The sequence below is a fragment of the Roseivirga sp. BDSF3-8 genome, assembly GCF_041449215.1.
GTDB lineage: Bacteria > Bacteroidota > Bacteroidia > Cytophagales > Cyclobacteriaceae > JBGNFV01.
In genome coordinates, this window is record NZ_JBGNFV010000001.1 from 2838564 (window position 1) to 2856015 (window position 17452).

13 protein-coding genes are annotated in these 17452 nt (G+C 48.0%); 5 read left to right on the top strand and 8 right to left on the bottom strand.

The annotated features are described in order from the left end of the window. Positions 1 to 2: 2 nt before the first annotated feature. Positions 3 to 3011 carry a CHAT domain-containing protein gene (locus AB9P05_RS11645; RefSeq protein ID WP_371908995.1) on the bottom strand — a complete coding sequence of 1003 codons (3009 nt, stop codon included), beginning with the start codon at positions 3009 to 3011 and terminating at the stop codon, positions 3 to 5. Between the two features lie 210 nt (positions 3012 to 3221). After that, on the bottom strand, positions 3222 to 3674 hold the full coding sequence (locus tag AB9P05_RS11650; protein ID WP_371908996.1) for a hypothetical protein: 453 nt from the start codon (positions 3672 to 3674) through the stop codon (positions 3222 to 3224). Positions 3675 to 3829: 155 nt separating this feature from the next. Here AB9P05_RS11650 and AB9P05_RS11655 point away from each other — a divergent pair, with 155 nt between their 5' ends. The 4 genes from AB9P05_RS11655 to AB9P05_RS11670 all read left to right on the top strand — a co-directional run bounded on the left by AB9P05_RS11655 (position 3830) and on the right by AB9P05_RS11670 (position 7668). Further along, positions 3830 to 4417 carry an RNA polymerase sigma factor gene (locus AB9P05_RS11655; protein WP_371908997.1) on the top strand — a complete coding sequence of 196 codons (588 nt, stop codon included), beginning with the start codon at positions 3830 to 3832 and terminating at the stop codon, positions 4415 to 4417. Between the two features lie 42 nt (positions 4418 to 4459). Then, a complete protein-coding gene (locus tag AB9P05_RS11660) occupies positions 4460 to 5227 on the top strand; it encodes a tol-pal system YbgF family protein (RefSeq protein ID WP_371908998.1) in 768 nt (255 codons plus the stop codon). 89 nt (positions 5228 to 5316) lie between these two features. After that, positions 5317 to 6330: an alcohol dehydrogenase gene (locus AB9P05_RS11665; RefSeq protein WP_371908999.1), complete on the top strand. Its 1014-nt coding sequence runs from the start codon at positions 5317 to 5319 to the stop codon at positions 6328 to 6330. 450 nt (positions 6331 to 6780) lie between these two features. Beyond that, a complete protein-coding gene (locus AB9P05_RS11670) occupies positions 6781 to 7668 on the top strand; it encodes a hypothetical protein (RefSeq protein ID WP_371909000.1) in 888 nt (295 codons plus the stop codon). A 536-nt stretch (positions 7669 to 8204) separates the two neighbouring features. On the opposite strand, the gene AB9P05_RS11675 is transcribed toward AB9P05_RS11670, so the two are convergent. From AB9P05_RS11675 to AB9P05_RS11685, 3 genes are all read right to left on the bottom strand, one after another. After that, positions 8205 to 9002, bottom strand: a complete 798-nt coding sequence (locus tag AB9P05_RS11675; RefSeq protein ID WP_371909001.1) for a glycosyl hydrolase family 18 protein — start codon at positions 9000 to 9002, stop codon at positions 8205 to 8207. A gap of 92 nt (positions 9003 to 9094) precedes the next feature. Next, a complete protein-coding gene (locus tag AB9P05_RS11680) occupies positions 9095 to 10009 on the bottom strand; it encodes an ROK family protein (protein ID WP_371909002.1) in 915 nt (304 codons plus the stop codon). A 9-nt stretch (positions 10010 to 10018) separates the two neighbouring features. Continuing rightward, positions 10019 to 11674, bottom strand: coding sequence for an alpha-glucosidase (locus tag AB9P05_RS11685; RefSeq protein WP_371909003.1), 1656 nt, complete (start codon positions 11672 to 11674; stop codon positions 10019 to 10021). A gap of 185 nt (positions 11675 to 11859) precedes the next feature. Here AB9P05_RS11685 and AB9P05_RS11690 point away from each other — a divergent pair, with 185 nt between their 5' ends. Then, the gene (locus tag AB9P05_RS11690) at positions 11860 to 11985 is read left to right on the top strand and encodes a pinensin family lanthipeptide (RefSeq protein WP_371909004.1); all 126 of its coding nucleotides are present in this window, start codon (positions 11860 to 11862) and stop codon (positions 11983 to 11985) included. Positions 11986 to 12063: 78 nt separating this feature from the next. Here AB9P05_RS11690 and AB9P05_RS11695 read toward each other — a convergent pair whose 3' ends face one another. Genes AB9P05_RS11695 through AB9P05_RS11705 form a run of 3 tightly spaced genes read right to left on the bottom strand, consistent with a single transcriptional unit; the run spans position 12064 to position 16781 of the window. Continuing rightward, positions 12064 to 13758: a sodium:solute symporter gene (locus tag AB9P05_RS11695; protein ID WP_371909005.1), complete on the bottom strand. Its 1695-nt coding sequence runs from the start codon at positions 13756 to 13758 to the stop codon at positions 12064 to 12066. 11 nt (positions 13759 to 13769) lie between these two features. Continuing rightward, positions 13770 to 15404, bottom strand: coding sequence for an alpha,alpha-trehalase TreF (gene treF, locus AB9P05_RS11700; protein WP_371909006.1), 1635 nt, complete (start codon positions 15402 to 15404; stop codon positions 13770 to 13772). Between the two features lie 39 nt (positions 15405 to 15443). Continuing rightward, on the bottom strand, positions 15444 to 16781 hold the full coding sequence (locus AB9P05_RS11705) for a vanadium-dependent haloperoxidase (protein WP_371909007.1): 1338 nt from the start codon (positions 16779 to 16781) through the stop codon (positions 15444 to 15446). Between the last annotated feature and the right edge of the window lie 671 nt (positions 16782 to 17452).

Consider the following 17452-nt stretch of genomic DNA (forward strand, 5'->3'; position numbering starts at 1 on the left):
CCTCAGGTAAATTTTCTTTTGATGATAAAGAATAACAGGCCCCCAACTGCTGTAATGAGTCCTATCCACATAACGTATAGCCATAAACCGGTTCCGGTATGGGTGAGGCTGGTATCCAGTGGGGCCCATTTGCCGGTATGGGTGAAGGCTGCCCAGTAGTAGGGGTGGGCCATGATATCTTCGCCCATTTGAATTTGCCGTAGTTTGGCCGCTTGCAATGCCTTATCCTTTGGTAGGGTGTTTTGCCCCATTAGTTCTTCATAAAATTTGACCATAAGATCAGAAGTAGCACAGTCGTCTACAGGCCATAAGCTGGTAACGAGACTGGGTACACCGGCATAGGCGAGACCTCTGCCGAGGCTCATGACACCTTCTCCGGCAATAAACTCTCCGCTACCTGTATTGCAGGCGCTTAGTACAGCCAGTTGGGCATTTAACCGGGTTCCATACAGCTCTGATGTGGTGATGTAATCATCCGCCAGATAGATGCGGTTCAAGGCCGGGTCGTGAGGATCCAGACAGGCATGTGTAGCAAGGTGAAGAATGCTGTAATAGGGGGCTAGTTCCTGGAAAGTAGTTCTGGTAGCTTCCAGACCCTGGAAGAGGTCGCCTGAAGCCATTTGCAGGATTTTATCGGACTCTGTGTCAGAGCAGGCCAGTGCATAAAGCCTGCCCTGGTTACAATCCAGAGTGGTATTTCCGCCCCTTTGAGTGCTATTTCGCACGAAGGGGGCATAGATACCGATTCCTTTCTGAGCGTAATTTGCACCGTCGGCGGCAGGGGTAAGGAGCAGGCTGGCGGAGTAGGCATAGCTGACAGTATGAGACCGGAGCAGGTAGGGAAGGTTCCGGTACAGGCTTTCTTTATCAGTGGTCGGAAGGGATGTGATCAGACTTTCAAAGGGGAGGAAGTTCAGGCTTCCGTCAGGGACGATGACAAGCCGGCCGCTGCTGGCCTTGAGCTTTTCAACTAGAGGCCCCATAAGCTTAAGAAAAAGTCGGTGGCTATGACTGATATATGCTGCTGACTGCGCCGCAGCTTCCTCTCTCCGCATGGCCGGAGGCCGGGAGATTATCTGCAGATATTGTGAAATTGCGGATTGAAGTGTGTCCGGATGTCCCACAGAAAAGATGCCTTCCTCAGTGGCACTAAGCCAAATGCCCCAGGTCTGGTCTATCCCTATAAAATACTCCACGAAGAGGTCCTCCGGCCCCAGCAGGTGTTTTCGAATACTGTCTGTATCCAGTACTTCGGTGGTGTATCGTTGCCTGTAATATACTGGAGTGGCCTCTCTGAGAAGAGGCATCAGTGAATCACGGGCTTGTTGAAGCCGGAATATTTTTTCCTGCCATACATTCTGTTTATCGCGGGCAGTTTCCCTGGCCAGCTTTCTCCGGAAGAGGGCCATTTGGCTATTTACCTTTTCCTCATAGAATAAAAGGGTGTCTAAATAGTCATTATCCAGCGCGGCAATGGCCTCCAGAGTAGTTTCCAGTAGCTTGACTGACTTGTTTTTTTCTGCAAAAGCGAGGGCATTTTTTATAAAGTTATCATCTCCTGTCTGTTCATACTTTCGCCTGGCTGTTTGTATGCCTGTCTCGAGAACGGGGTGCGCTGCCTGGCTCCAGGCCACACCTGACTCATCGGTGGCGAGGTTCTGTCTGATCTGGTCCAAAAGGGCTATTGCCTGGTTGCATATCTGCAAGGCTTGGTGAGTATACTGATCATCACTTTCTGCCAATGCCATCAATATCTGTGCTTTCTGCCTGAGGGCATGCCAGCCGGCAACCTGGCTCAGGCCCTGACGGCCCGGCGATACAGCCTCCTTGTTTATAGCAGGTAAGGCGATCATTATGGCGCTGTCGGCCAATGAAAGAGCCTTTTCGGGATCGCCACATCTATTGAAAAGCCGGGCCAGGTCTGTATAAATGGTTGCCTGGTAGGGGTGACCTTTTCCGAACTTCTGCTTATGCAGTGCCAGGCTCTGCAGCAGGCTGCCTTTTGAGTCAGTATACTGCCTGTTTTTTAGTTGAATCACGCCTTGTGTGTGCCAGGACAGTGGGTCGTCTTCCCAAATACCGGGCAGGTGGGTACGCGCTTCAGTAATTACCTGAGCGGCACTATCAAAGTGCTCAAGTTGCAGGTAGCAGGCTGTCAGGTTATTGTAGGCGTCGGCCAGCTTTCTCTTGTCAGTTTGTTTATTAGCCTTTGAATAATGGCGGATACTTTTTTTAAGTGAACTCACAGCCTCCTGAACCTTGCCCAATCTTCTTAGGGCCAGCCCCATGTTATTATATGCAGTGGCCGTAACTGACAGGCCGGCGACAGTGTCTCTCGCAAGGCCTTGCCTAAAGTAAGAAACCGCATAGGCATACTCTCCTTTTTCAAGATAGATGGCACCGGTATTTACATAGTAGGGGAGGAGTTCATCTTGCTCTGCTGCTTCTGCGCGTTTCAATACCCGCAAGCTTACATCCAGTGCCTTATCATAATCACCGGTAACCTGGTATAATACGCCCAGGAGCTGATCGCATGTGGTGAAGATCTCGTGCGGAGGTGGAAGGTTGTCTGTAGCCAGGCTTCGAGCGGTAACCAAAGCGCGTTCCATGGCAGGTATGTCTTGTTGATAGTATGCACATACCGCAAGGCCTACATAAGCATAGGCTGTGATAGCGGGGGCACTGGCGGTTTCGGATAGCTTTTTAGCCTTTGAAAACTGGGGTTTGGCCTCTTCTGCGCGCCCCAGGCGGAGATATGCTTCTGCCAGGAGTAAGTGCCCTTTGGCTCTCCACCAGATGTGGGTTTCTGTGTCAGATAATGTGGGGCCAAGCAGGGTAATGACCTGCTCAGGAGAGTCGCTAAGCGTGCCGGCTCTTGCTATGGTAAGTGCCTGTTTTATTCCCTCATTTTTACTGGAAAGGGGGAGTTTCTCTGTAAGGAAATTAAAAGCTTTTTGCGCTGATTCATCTTCCATGATGATCATCGCATTGAAGAGCACGGAATCGGTCACAGTTGAGCTCTTTAGCTCCCAGACTATTCTTGCGTAGGAAAAATGAACATGACAGACTATGCAATATGTAAAGAACAGTATCCGGATGACTGAAATGTATCTCATAAACCTGTAGCAGAAGGCAATTAAGGTAGAGAAGGTGAATTTATAAAGATGGATTAACAGAATGAAAAAAAGAGAGCAAAGGCCCTCTTTTTGTATCTATGCGATTTAGTTAGGTTTTTTTTGGTATTTCAGCTTTACCTTTTTCAGATACTCCTTTTGAGAAGCAGGGTAACTGAAAGGAACAGTAAGCAGAAGGTTTTGATGGCTGCTCCCCTCCATGCTCCATTTTAGCCGGATGAGCGTCAGGGCGTCATCGGGAATATCATTGTAGTCAACCGTAATGTAAATGGGGGTGCCAGAAGGAGAAAGAGTGAGGGGACCAAAGGTTTCGGTGAATAACAGTTCTTCGGCCGAATTAATAAAATCGGCGATTATGGTTACCTTACCTGCATTACCAGAAAGAGAGGCCAGTTCAAATGGGAATTTAACCTTGATGATACCGCCAGGTGTATTTTCGAGGTCATCATCTGAAGGAGGTCCTCCTGACGAAACAACAATTACATACGGGTCGCCTTCTTCTAATGGTGGCACACCTACATTTTCCTTATCATTTAGCATACTTGGTAATTATTTGTTTGGATAGATTTCGCCTGTGTGGAAGGGCTTAATTTACTACCTTTATCCGGAAATCTTCACATTTTCGAATAACTTAAAGTCAACTGGGAACCGCCGGAATCACAGGCCGGGCCCCGTAAGTCATGGCATCGACCTGAATGAGAGTAAACTATTCAAGAGAAGAAATAATGAGCGGGCTCGCATCTGGTGACGAGAAGAGCGAGAATCGGTTTATGACCTACCTATACAATGAGTACTATGGGCTTATAGAATCTTTTGTGATGAAAAACAGCGGCACGAAGGATGATGCATGCGACGTATTTCAGGATAGTCTGATCGTGCTATATCACAAGGCAAATGATGGAGGTTTTGAACTCTCCTGCTCAGTAAAGACCTATCTTTATTCAGTCAGCCGTAATTTATGGATGGATAAACTACGTCAGAATTCCAACAGAGCCAGACTGCTTGATGATCATGAGTTTGAAAAGGTGCAGGAGAGTGATATGAATGTGTTACTGGAAAATGAGCGTTCGGAAATCGTGGCTTCCCTGCTTAAAGAGCTGGGAGATAAGTGCAGGTCCGTACTTACGCTGTTTTATTATCATAAAAAAAGCATGAAAGAGATAGCGGGGACGCTTGAAATGGCAAGTGAGGCAGTCGCCAGAAATAAGAAGCATGCCTGCCTGAAGAAATTTCGTGATATGATCGGTGAAAATGAATCGCTTAAGCAGTTGTTATATTTTTAGCGGCTATACAATCAAGTAGACACGTACTGATAATATTTTTTTATGAAGACTAATCAACCATCAGAGAAAGACGTACGAGTCGACCGCTATGTGCAAAATAAAATGACCGGTGCAGAAAGAAAGGCCTTTGAGCAGGAAATGCACGCAGATTCAGACATGCGAAGCGAAGTAAACCTGCGGACGGCATTACGGGACGGCATAAAAAAACAGAAGAACGACTCTCTGCGATCCAGGCTAAGGGACATACATCAGGAGGTGATCAGTGCTCCCCGGCCAGAAGAAAAGGCGATCCAACCGGCAGGAAAAAGCAATACCCGCTGGTGGCTGGCAGCCGCTGCATCTCTGGCTATCATAATGGCCTTTACTTTGTGGATGAGCGGAGCCTTACGTGGCGGACCTGATGACTTGTATGCTCAATACTACGAGAGACCTGCTTACAGCGGAGCACGGGGTAGTATGGATGCTGAGCTGGCAGAAGCAGGCAACCTGTATAATGAGGGCCGCTATGGGGAGGCAGCTTACCGCTTTGAGGATTACTTGCGCAGCCATACAGATAATGCCTATGTGCGTTTTATGGCAGCGGTATCTTACCTGGAGGCTGATAAGCCGGATAATGCGAAGGCTCACCTGCAGGAGGTAGTGGGGCAGGACAGCCCGCTTAGTGACCGGGCCGCATGGTATCTGGCGCTGACTTACCTGAAGGAGGAGAATAACCGCGAGGCACGATTCTGGCTCGAGCGCCTGGCTAAGGATGCCGAGGCAATACCCTATTCTACTCAGGCAGAAGAAATACTACAGTCCCTTGATTAACAGGGGTATACCCTGGTCTTAAGGGCAAACATTTGCATGGCCAATTGCTTTATCTGGTACCGAATTTATTCATTTACATTCTATCAGAAATGAAAGCAATACAAATAGCCAAAGCGGGCGGCGACTTTGAAATAGTTGATCGCGATATTCCTCAACCTAAAGAAAATGAAGTCCTCATTAAAGTAGAGGCTTGTGGTATCTGTCACAGTGATATGTTCGTGAAAGAAGGGGCCTGGCCGGGCATTGAATATCCGCGCATCCCCGGGCACGAGATTGTTGGCATGGTCGAAAAGGTGGGTGACAAAGTTACTGCCTGGAAAGAGGGCCAGCGCGTAGGGGTAGGCTGGCATGGCGGGCATTGTTTTACGTGTGTACCTTGCCGTCGTGGCGATTTTATAGACTGCGAGAATGCTCAGATAACTGGTATTAGCTATGACGGGGGCTATGCCGAATATATGGTTGCGCCTCATGAGGCTGTAGCAGCTATTCCTGATGATATGAAGTCAGAGGAAGCGGCTCCTCTGTTATGTGCAGGGATTACCGTATTCAATGCCTTAAGAAATACTGATGTACGGCCGGGAGATCTGGTGGGCGTGCAGGGTCTTGGCGGACTGGGACACCTGGGGGTACAGTATGCTAAAAAGATGGGGTATCGTGTGGCGGCGATTTCTACCAGTAACGATAAAAAGGATCTGGCAGATGACCTTGGGGCTGATTACTTCATAAATGCGAAGGAAAAAGATGCTGCAGAAGAGCTGCAGAAGCTTGGAGGGGCTAAGGTGATACTGGCCACCGCCCCCAGTGGTAAGGCGATCAGTAGTGTGATTAACGGGCTGGGAGTAAAGGGCCAGCTTATGGTGATAGCTGCTGCCAATGATAATATAGAGGTCTCTTCTCTGCAGCTTATTCCGGGCAGCAAATCAATAGGGGGCTGGGCCAGTGGTACGGCGCGCGACTCTGAAGACACACTCAACTTCAGTGCTCAGACCCATGTGTTGCCAATGATTGAAACTTACCCGCTTGAGAAGGCGGCTGAAGCGTATGATCGCATGATCAATAATGAAGCACGTTTCAGGGTAGTGTTGCAGATCGCAAAAGACTGAAAGGACAGTAAGATAAAGAAAGGGCAATAGCTATGACTCTTTCTTAAGACCATCTGCACAGGCAGGTGGTCTTTTTTTATGCATATTGCTGAACTTCCGTCTAGAGCCTGATTAGCAGGTGTATTCTGATCATGAAATCAGTGTTAATCAACGAAATATGCAATTGATGAAGGGGTTTGAAGAGGCAGAGAAAGGGTATACTTAGGCTAAAGGTTAACCCTTCTTAGCATGGTGTAAAGACGGTTGAGAAACGGTTCAGTACCGGCCCGGTTAAGGGTAATATTCTTCGTGAAAGGGAGGGGTGGGTTGCTAAGTCATGTATTGTAAAAATACAATTTATATTGGCTATGCAAAAGCAAGTACATTAATATTATTTCCTAAATAACCCTTATTTTTGTAGGAAGTTGAGAGGAGTGAACTGAGTGATTTACGGTAATTGGCTACCTGAACATGAAAGAAGAAGTATCCGAATTTAAACTGTCCGAAACTCTCCGGTATACCTTGACTAAGCTTATTCCATTATGGATTGGGTTAATAGCTCTGGCCGTTTATTACGTGTATAATTTCGATGATTCCGAAAGTGACGGGGCCTATTTGTTCTTTGCTCTCTTTTTGGTATATGGTATCATAAGAGGTTTTACGAACAGGACAGTGGTTTATTCCGATGGTACATTTCTACACCTTATTCAGCGGTCTATACTTAATGGATGGCACTCTTATACTGTAACCTTTCAGGATATTGAGGATGTATTTTACCGGGGTAGGGGATTACACTTCATCTTTCAAAATAAGTGTGAGGTAGTCCTGTACGCCCTTTCTGAAGCTAACGGGAAGTCGCTGGAAAAATATATTCGCTCCATGATCGATAAAGTATCAGGGGGTACCACAGCAACCAGGGTAACTGAGCCATTTAACATGACGATGCCTTGGTGGGATAGGCTCCTCAAGGTTTTAATGGTGATTGCTCCATTCTTTATACCAGTGATAATGGTACAAACGAAGGATTTGGCGCAGGAGCTTATTTTCATACTGGCGCTGGCTTTTACTTTTTTTATAGGGCTCTCTGTTATTAGATTAAGGCACCTGTTAAAAAACCCGTACATATTTACCTCTGATGGATATTTTATTTCCAGATATGAAGGTGGCGTCACTACTACTGTGCCTCTGAGAGAGGTTGAAAGGTTTAAAAAGGGAAACATGAGTAATTCTCATGCGCTGTACGTAGATGGGATGCCTCAATTGAAAACCAGTTTTTTACGATACAGGGATATGGACTTGCTGGAGGCATTATTTAATGCTGATAGAGAAAATACAGAAAATTACCCTACTTCAGCATAGGCTTTTACTATCCAGGACAGGAACAGTTACTTTTTACTTATGCCTCTCCTGCTGGGAGGAGCTATTACGGGGATATTGGCTGCTTGAATGTGGCATTTTCTCCGGGATTAATATTGGTCCTCTTTATCCTGGCCATAGCTCTTCGTTTTAACCTGATGGATTAAAGCAACTACGTGGTAAAGCGCCGTGGAGAGGCCCTGCTCCTTAAAACGGAAATTGGTGTAAGGAGGGTACTTGGTTGATGAAGTGGCTTATTTATGAGGTTGAAAAGCTGAAGAGGCTTACTGGGTTTGTCTTAAAAAATGGTACAGTTGTTCCCATAGACCTGTTTCGCCTTTCTTATAAATGTCAGATGCAAAAAAAGTCTAATTTACCTTATCCTGATAGCAAGGAAGTAGCTACCAATGTCTGAGTTGACAGGTGGTGTACAAGCCGTCTTTTATTCAATCTTCTCCACTTTGCACGTATTTTGCTTATCCAATAAGGATCTTTCCAAAATAAGGACTGGATTCCAGATCCACCATGTACCTCTTCATTCAGGGTAAATTATCATGTATAGTTTTAGTGTAGGTGCCGTCGGGATAACCTGTGCCTCCTTTGGGTCTCGCTTCTATGTCGTATGAAAAGGTGTAAAGCATTGCCCCGGCTTTTTGACCGGAAGTAGGTTCCCAGGCGCTAAGCTTTTTGACATCATCGAGGGGCGTGGCGTTATTGTTAGAGGGCTGCATACAGCTCATACCGATCAGTAGTTTTTCATAAGAACCTAGTTGCTTGGCGTAGGCTTCTACTAGTTGGATGGTGTTATCATACCCCGGATAGGGTGTGTAGTCCATGGTGCTAATGTAGTCCAGGCTGGCTGCAAAGTCTCTGATGAAGCTTTGGGGATAATACTCCCAGGGGAAATAAATAGGTGAAGACATGATGGCATTGGCTACGAGTTTTTGCCGGATGGCACGGGTTACCGTCACCAGTTGGTTGTTAGCGCTGGGTGGCTCAAAGTCAATATCGATGCCGTCCACACCCCAGTCTGTTACTGCCTGGGCTACCTGCGTGGCGAAGGTGTCTACGTCCGGGAGAGAGACGAATTTGTCGGAATTGATAGACAGAAGCACTTTGGTGCCATTCGCTTTTACTTCTTTGATCCAGCCTTTGATGGTATCAGCAGAGTTTTGCTGAGTTAGAAAGTCAAAGCTTAACTGGTACTGATCATCGATAGTGACAAAGGCCAATGGAACGATGTCCACATAAGAGGGTATCTGGTTAAGCTGGGGTGACTTACCGGGCCCGGTGGGTTCCTGACCTATCCAATAGTTCATAAATACCTCATTGCTCATGGCTATATTATTGGGTGAGTAGGTATTTATTGGCCGGGAGACAGTAAATGTAACATGTCCCTTCGGGTATGGCCCGGAATAGCTAAGATGAATTAATCTGCGATTAGCAGAGCAGCTCCGAATACGCCTGCACTGTCGCCTAATTTGGGGCGGATAATGGGCGTATCGAAACGGGTGTTGAAAACAAACTCTTCGGCTGATTTGACTCCTTCGGAATAGAGCGAATCAATATTGGTGACGCCCCCACCTAATACGATCACGTCCGGATCGAGGATGTTAATCACTACGGAAATACCTTTGCCAAAAAAATGTTGCAGTCGGTGTATGGTTTTACGAGCCGCCTCATCATTATTGGTGCGGTTTACTATCTCCTTGAGCTTCCGCTTTTCGCCAGACTCGCTTTCATAATACCGCTCTAGTGAGGGGCCTGACAATACCTTTTCCACGCATCCCACTTTACCGCAATAGCAGGGGCCACCGCTGTCGTCCAAGTGATTATGACCCCATTCACCGGCAATGCCCATATTGCCATTCAGTACCAGGCCATTGATTACAATACCTCCGCCAACGCCAGTACCCATAATCACGCCGAATACTATTTTTGCACCGGGAACCTTTTGGGGTACCGCACCCAACCGGGCCTCGGCCAGGGCAAAGCAGTTTGCATCGTTGGCAATGAGGGTGTCAAATCCAAGCTTTTTCTCAAGATCATACTTAAATGGCTTATGATTGAGTACGGTGGTATTACTGTTCTTCAGCAGACCGGAGTGGGGGTCAATGGAGCCGGGGGTGCCTATCCCCAGGGCGGTCACTTTATGGCCGGTTTCGTTCTCCATCTTACTCACCAGTAATTTTATACGGTCCAGGATATGTTCATAACCCTCATGAGCTTCAGTGTCTATCCGCATGCGGCATACAACATCTGAGGGGTCGGTGGCGCTTAGGGCTACGCCTTCTATTTTGGTGCCGCCAAGGTCTATTCCGAACAGCAAGTTGTTTTTACTCATGGGGTAGGGTTAGTTGATCAGGAATACTTTAGCTTCCCAGGGTTGGAGGGACAGGCTATTGTCTGTGGATGAATAATTGGATATAAGTAACTCGCGGTTTTCAAAGTTCTGCAAGGGTACCTTGTGCTGGCTGGCTGAGAAGTTCAGTATTATGAGGTAGTGTTTGCCACCTTTTCTTTCATAGGCAAACAGTGCCTCATCATCAGGAAGCAGGTCTAAGTAATCTCCGTAGACCAGGTCCTTGTGTTGCTTTCGGAAGCGTACCATTTTACGGTAGTAGTTCAGGATGGAGTCAGGGTCATCTTCCTGCGCAGCTACGTTGATGGAGGTATGATTTGGGTTGAGGCCGAGCCATGGCTTTCCTGTGGTGAAGCCGGCATTTTCTGAGCTGTCCCACTGCAGAGGGGTGCGGGCATTGTCACGGCTCTGCATGTGCACCAGTTCCAGTTGCCTGTCCATCGGCTTGCCGGCTGCTTCGGCGGCCTTCCACGCATTCAGCGTTTCCACATCCTGATAATGACTAATGTCGGAAAATGCGACGTTGGTCATGCCTATTTCATCCCCCTGGTACACGTATACGGTGCCTCTTAGTGTAAAAAGAAGAGTACTGAGCATTTTGGCAGACTCTTTCCAGTAGGTGTCATCATCTCCGAAGCGTGAGACCATACGGCTGAAGTCATGGTTGCCAAGGAAAATACTGCCCCAGCCACCGGCTTCACTAAGTCGCTTGTCCCACTCGGCAAATACTTTTTTGAACTGTAGAAAGCTGTAAGGCACAGGATCATATTTACCACCGGGGCCATTATCTATAAACATGTGGCCAAAGTGAAAGATCATGTCCAGCTCCTGCCTGCCGTCGCCTACGTACAGCGGGCCGTTTTCCAGGTCTATACCCGGGCCCTCGCCTACTGTCATGATGTCGTAGTGCCGCAGTACATTTTCATTCATTTCCCTTAAGAACTCGTGAATACGCGGTCCGTTTGCATAATATCTTTCTACCAGCGTGGTGAAGTCCTCTGTTGGAGAATCGGGAAAGGCTAGTTGCTTACTGATGACTGATATCACGTCCATCCGGAAACCGTCAACACCTTTATCAAACCAATAGCGTATAACATCATAGATTTCTTGCCTTACCTTCGGGTTCTCCCAGTTAAGGTCTGGTTGTTTTTTCGTGAAAAGATGGAGGTAATACTCATTCGTGGCTTCATCGTATTCCCATGCGGGTCCGTTAAAGAAGCTTTGCCAGTTATTAGGCGGTCCGCCTTCCGGCTTGCCAGGCTTCCAGTAGTAGTAATCGCGGTAGGGGTTGCCTTTGCTTTTACGTGATTCCTGAAACCAGCGATGCTCATCAGAACTGTGGTTAGCCACCAGGTCCATCACCAACTTTATGTTCCGCTCTTTGAAGCCTGCCAGCAGCTCATCAAAATCCTCCATGGTTCCGAACTCATCCATGATATTCCGATAATCACTAATGTCATAGCCATTATCGTCATTAGGTGATTTATAGACAGGACAGAGCCAGACAATGTCCACACCGAGGGATTTTATATAATCCAGTTTTTGGATGATTCCACGGAGATCACCCATGCCATCTCCGTTTGCGTCTTTAAAGCTGCGTGGGTATATCTGATAGACCACGCCTTCTTTCCACCAGGTTTTTTTCATGTAGAAATGGGTTAATGGGTTTGGTTTGTGTGAAATTAAGATAGCAGATATGGGCTGTAATCCCATACAGGACTGCGTAAAATGGGCGATTGTTTTCAGAAGATGAGTTGGTTAGCTATTCTCATAATAGCTTTATTCCGGGAATACTTTTTTTGACATTAATTTAAATAGCTATTAAAAAGAAGATGAAGCTTGATCAGCTTGCCGTTAAAAGCTTCAAAACCGATGTGAATGCAAAGGAAGTAAAAGGGGGGTGGTATTCGGATTGGTCGGAATGGGATACGAATGGTGAGTGTCCGATCTGGGTATAAATTACCATTACCCTTAAAAAGAAGAAAAGGCCATCTGCATAAGAGCAGATGGCCTTTTCTTCTTTTGTTACCAGCTTTTTACCAGTACCAGATCACAATGATGGCGGTGGCAATTAGCAGGAGGACGGAGAGGATACGGAAGTTTTTATACCAGGGCAGCCCGCGTAGCTCTGCTGTTTCTGCCTTAAACATGGCTTTATTCCATACCAGGCCTTCAGTCTTAGCCTCGGCGGGAGGGGCTGAGCCGAGGCTGAATATGATATGCACGATCATGCATACCAGCATAAGCAGAGGGGCTTTGTGCAGGAAGTGTATCTCATTAAGGGCAGGGATGGCGCCAGTGGCTTCAGAGTAGATCACCACTACCGACATAAGGAAGCCGGCCATAAGGGCGGCGAATGCACCGTTACCGTTTGCTCTTTTCCAAAAAAGACCGAGCAGGAATACCGCTACTACCGGCGGGGCTATGAGGCCTAGCACGATCTGCAGGTACTCAAAGAGGGAGCGGAACTTCTCGATCTGCGGTGCCCAGAGGGCGGCGAGCAGCACTAATACTACGGTAGCAATCTGCCCGATACGTACCAGTTGTTTGCTGGTGAGGCCTGGCTTCAGGGTATTTACAAAGTCCATAGTGATAAGGGTAGACGCTGAGTTGAGTGTGGCCGAAATACTCGATGACATAGCAGCGAGTAGTGAGGCGATCAAAAGACCGAGCAGACCTGTTGGGATCAGTGTATATAACAGCACCGGATAGGTGAGGTTGGGGCAGTCCTTCAGGTTACTGCAGGGTGATACATTGCCGTTTTCATCAGCTATCATGTAGTTGATGCCGGTAATGTCAAGGTCAGCAAATATGACAATGGCGACAATGCCGGGAAAAACCATTGTGTATAGTACAGGAAGCTTGAGTAATCCTGCAAAAAGGGCACCCCAGCGTCCATGGTTGAGATCCCGGGCACTTAGCACGCGCTGTACCATGAACTGGTTATTGGCCCAGAAGTAGAAGCCGAGCAGGGGCACGCCAAAGAGCAGTCCGGTCCAGGGCATGTAGTCACTGTCCAGCGGTTGCACCAGGCTAAATACTTCATCAGGAGTTTTGTCTATAGCCCCGCTGGCGTTCAGGCTATCCAGCCCCGTCATCAGGCCATTCCAGCCACCTACTTCCTGAAAGCAGAGGACGGTTAGTACAATGGAGCCAAAGAAGAGTAGCATGGCCTGTATCACCTCGGTATGTACCACGGAGCTAAGTCCGCCGGGTATGGTATAGGCGGCTGCGGCAAAGGCGAGTATCAATATGATGACAAGGGAATCGGCTTCCGGAAAGATCAGTTTCAGGATCAGGTTACCGGCATAGAGACCGGCGGCGGTATCGATCACCACGTTGCCCACCAGGGTGATGAATGAAAAGTAGTACCTGGAGCGGCTGTCATAGCGCCTTTCCAGAAACTCGGGCATGGTATATACTTTGGATTTGAGGTAAAAAGGAAGGAAGAAAATAGCGAAGAAAACGAGTACTACCGCAGCCATCCATTCGTAATTATAAACGGCCATGTTACGGTTAAAGCCATCAGAGGCAAGGCCTAATAAGGTACTGCTGCTTATGTTGGCGGCAAACAGAGAGATACCTACTACCGGCCAGATCATGTTTCGTCCTGCGAGGAAGTAATCTTCCGATGACTGTTGTTTGCCCTTGGATATCCCGTAGATGATGATACCCACCAGATACACCACTATGATGATGATATCCAGGGTTTCGAGTTTAATTTCCTCCATGTATCGATTCGTTAATCTTGGTCTGAGATCATGTTTTCCATCTCCTTCTTGTCTTGCAGTATGCGCATAAGGGCCAATGCGGTGCCGTTGGTCCAGCCGAAGCCGTCCTGCAGGCCATATTCACCACCTCCGGCGAGAAGTCCGATATTCACCACATTGTATTTTTCCATCATCTTGCCGGTGGCCTTGTACACTTCACGATTGCGCTCAAGCCATCTTTCGGCAGCTGACACGGCCTCTTCATCCATGCCATAATTATAGAGTCCGTTCACGCCTAGCCACTGCAGCGGTGCCCATCCGTTGGGTGCGTCCCACTGCTGGCCTGTTTCATTGAGAGTTGTAATAAAGCCTCCGTCTTTGAGGAAGTCAGCAACCAGCCTGGCCGCAGCTTTTTTTCCTTCTTTCTTGTCAGGTATGTTAAAAAACAGCGGGTAAGCACCGGCCATGGATAATACGCCTGTCGGCTCATTTTTTTTGAAATCGAAATCTACGAAAAAGCCTTCTTCTTCATCCCATAGATAGGTCATTATAGCTTTCCGTCTTCGTTCGGCCTTTTGCAGGTAGTTCTTAGATCGTTCTACATCACCGCCCCAGTCATAGCCCTGGGCCAGCCGCTTCTCCATATGATAGAGGAGGGCGTTCAGGTCTACCGGAATGATGTCGGTAGTGTGGATGGTATTAAGGTTCTGCTTATCGGCCAGCCAGCGGCTGCTGTAGTCCCAGCCGGACTCAGCCCCTGCCCGCAGATGGGTATACATAGCTGCCGTATCAGGATTATCCAGGGAGTGCACCAGCTCGTAGTCTTCACGGTAGCTTTCGGGCCTGGGGCCGGGCTTATCGTCAAAATACCTGTTGAGGACGCTTCCATCGGTCATCTTCACCACCCGGCGGTAGGCTTCTCCTTCGAGTATGCCATCGGCACCTGCCATCCAGAAGTCATACTCTTTTTGCATGGCAGGAAGCAACTCCTCCATCAGGTCGCGGTCATCTTCAGTTACCAGGCCGGCCATCAGGCTGAAAAAGGGAGGCTGTGACCGGCCGAGGTAGTAGTCCCGGTTGCCGTTAGGGATAAAGCCCAGGCTGTCTATCAGGTAGGCAAAGTTGCGTACCATATTCAGCGCCATGTCTTCCTGATCGCTGATCATGAGGCCTTCCATGGTAAAGTAGCTGTCCCAGTAGTAAATTTCCCTGAAGCGACCACCAGGTACTATGTAGGCATTGGGCAGGGGGAGGAGGCTTGACCGTGGGTTGTAGGCATCCGGCTCACGAGTAAGTACGGGCCAGAGTTCCCTGATATGTTCCTGCATGCTGCGGCTGGTGTCTGAAGTAAAATCCGTGCCGTGGGTTTCAGGCATGGTGAAGTGCTCCTGCACAAAAGCAGCGAGCTCAAACCCCTCGGTTTCTTTTTGCTGCAGGTAGAGGGTGGCAATTTCTCCGGCGTTGGACTTAGGAGTGCAGTCTACAAAGGTTTTGGAGTCTTCAAAGACGCGGGCCATTTGTACATCATGGAAGAGCTGCGAAGCGTAAAAGTCAGTCTCAGTTACCTCTATAGTGGTCTGCTCGGCTGTTTCGGTGGTGCAGGCGGGGGTAATAAAGCACAGTAGGGCCCATAAGCTACAGGTAGCTTTGAATGTTGTTTTCAGCATACAGGTCTGGTGCCGCGGCCAAATGCGCGGTGTTTGGGTTTATTCTTGATTGGAGGCCACTACCGGCTTCCGTGTATTAATGTTCTCTATCATGAACCGGCCTACTCCTCTGCCTTCCGTTACTCCGTTCTCTATGGCAGGCATGTAATGTATGCCTCCATACAGCCTGCTCATGGCGGCCTCCTGGCTGGCATGGCGAAACGAATCAAATTCGCGCACGGGCAGCCCGTATGATGCTTCGGTGCTATCGGCAAATTCATAAGCATCACCAAAAAGCGAAGTGAGCATTTCGGCGGCAGCTGTGCTAATGACACTATGGCCGCTGGGGTATTCGGGAAAGGGCGGAGTCTGCAGCAAGGGCATCCACTCCTCATCCACGTGGCGGTTTATCACAGTCTCCGGCCGGATCAGGTTACTGCGGTATTTTTCATCCCAGCAACTAATGAATGCATCGGCCAGGGTCACGGCGGTAAGGGCATAGGCTTCAGCACTTCTGATAAGGCTGGCATCTTTACCCATACAGGCTATTTTGGTTATGCCCATCCAGTGTCCACCTGGTGTTATCTTCTTGGTAGCAAACATCACGTGACCTCTCACATTCATCACGTAAGGATTACAATCCCAGAAGCTTGCTATTTCTTTCTGCTCTTCGGTAAGGCCCTTACCTGTTTCATACACTTGCATGACTTCCTTGTAAAAGGCTGACCCTTCTTCAATACTGAACTGAGTGGGGGGAGCGGGCCGGAACTGACTGGCGGAGTCGAGTACAAAGGTGCGGATTTTATTCCAGTGGGGCTCAATAGCTTCCATATAGGCCGGGGGGGTAGGCTGCCACTCTCCATCTTTGGTGCCTATGTGGTGTTTCTGGTAAGTGCGGGTTTGCTTGTACATGTCATGCGAAGCCCACTCCATAATGTGGTCTTTTACCTGCTGGCTATAGGCAAGGGTATTATCAAGGAGCTCTTCGCTCATGCCCTGGTTCTTCAGGCTGTCATACCACTGCTGACGGTATGAGATAATGCGGTCTTCAGAAAAGATAAGTGCCTCGCCTATTCTCAAAAAGGCATCCACGGCCGCCACTTCGGCGTGCACGGGATTTTCCGGTTGGGGAATGGGAGCCAGGCCATGTAACTGACCGGAAAGAGGGATAAATGCTGAGTCCTGACTGGCAAGCACTTCGTAAGCTCCTACGGATGAGTAGGCATAGATCCGGCTGGCTACCGGTGGTGAAAAAATATCATGTACAATCACATCTGTTACGGCCTGCATGGCATCATGAAGCGCCACAGCTGGTACTTTCACCTCCTGCGTCTCTTTTTTGACCGCATTGCAGCCCCATAGTAACAGAAGAGAAAAGATGATCGTAAACTTTTTCATTCCCCTATCCATCTTTGTTTCCTCACAAAATATACAAAAAATATAGTTTCGGAGAATATTGGGGATAAATATGGTGGGGCTCTATTGTGATGGAAATATATTAGTCATCTTCATATAAGGATAAGTGTGCCTGCTCAATCTACTATGATTAGTCCGGGTGTATTCATGCTCTTGGGGTTCCGCCGCGTAAATCAAGGTATAAATCAGATGCGGCTATAAGCCAATAAGTCGTTGGTAGATGCGTGAGGGCTTATCTGAGGGATTGTTTTTTGATAAAACTGATGACGGGTATATAAGGGTAATAAAAGAAAAAAGGGTGCCTTCTGGCGCCCTATTTCTTGATCCAAATCAATCTTACTAGTGTGTTCCCCGCAGGCGGTTAACCCTGCGGGAATTTTTCCATGTTTATTCGAATGGTAGGTTTAGCTTTCACTTCGCACCAGCGATGTGGCTTGAAGCGATTTCGGACTTTAATCGACAATGGAGGTATTTGTAACCCACCCAGAGATGATTTTTTTGAATTAAATCAATTGAAAGGATGCAGTTGGTTGATTGTCAGTAAGTAAGCCAGTGGGGTTTTTTGAGAAAAAGACAAAAAGAAAGCCCGGATGTCAGGCCGGGCTTTTTGAACGAAAAAAAGGGATGTTCAGGTGTTCATGATCACACTTAAT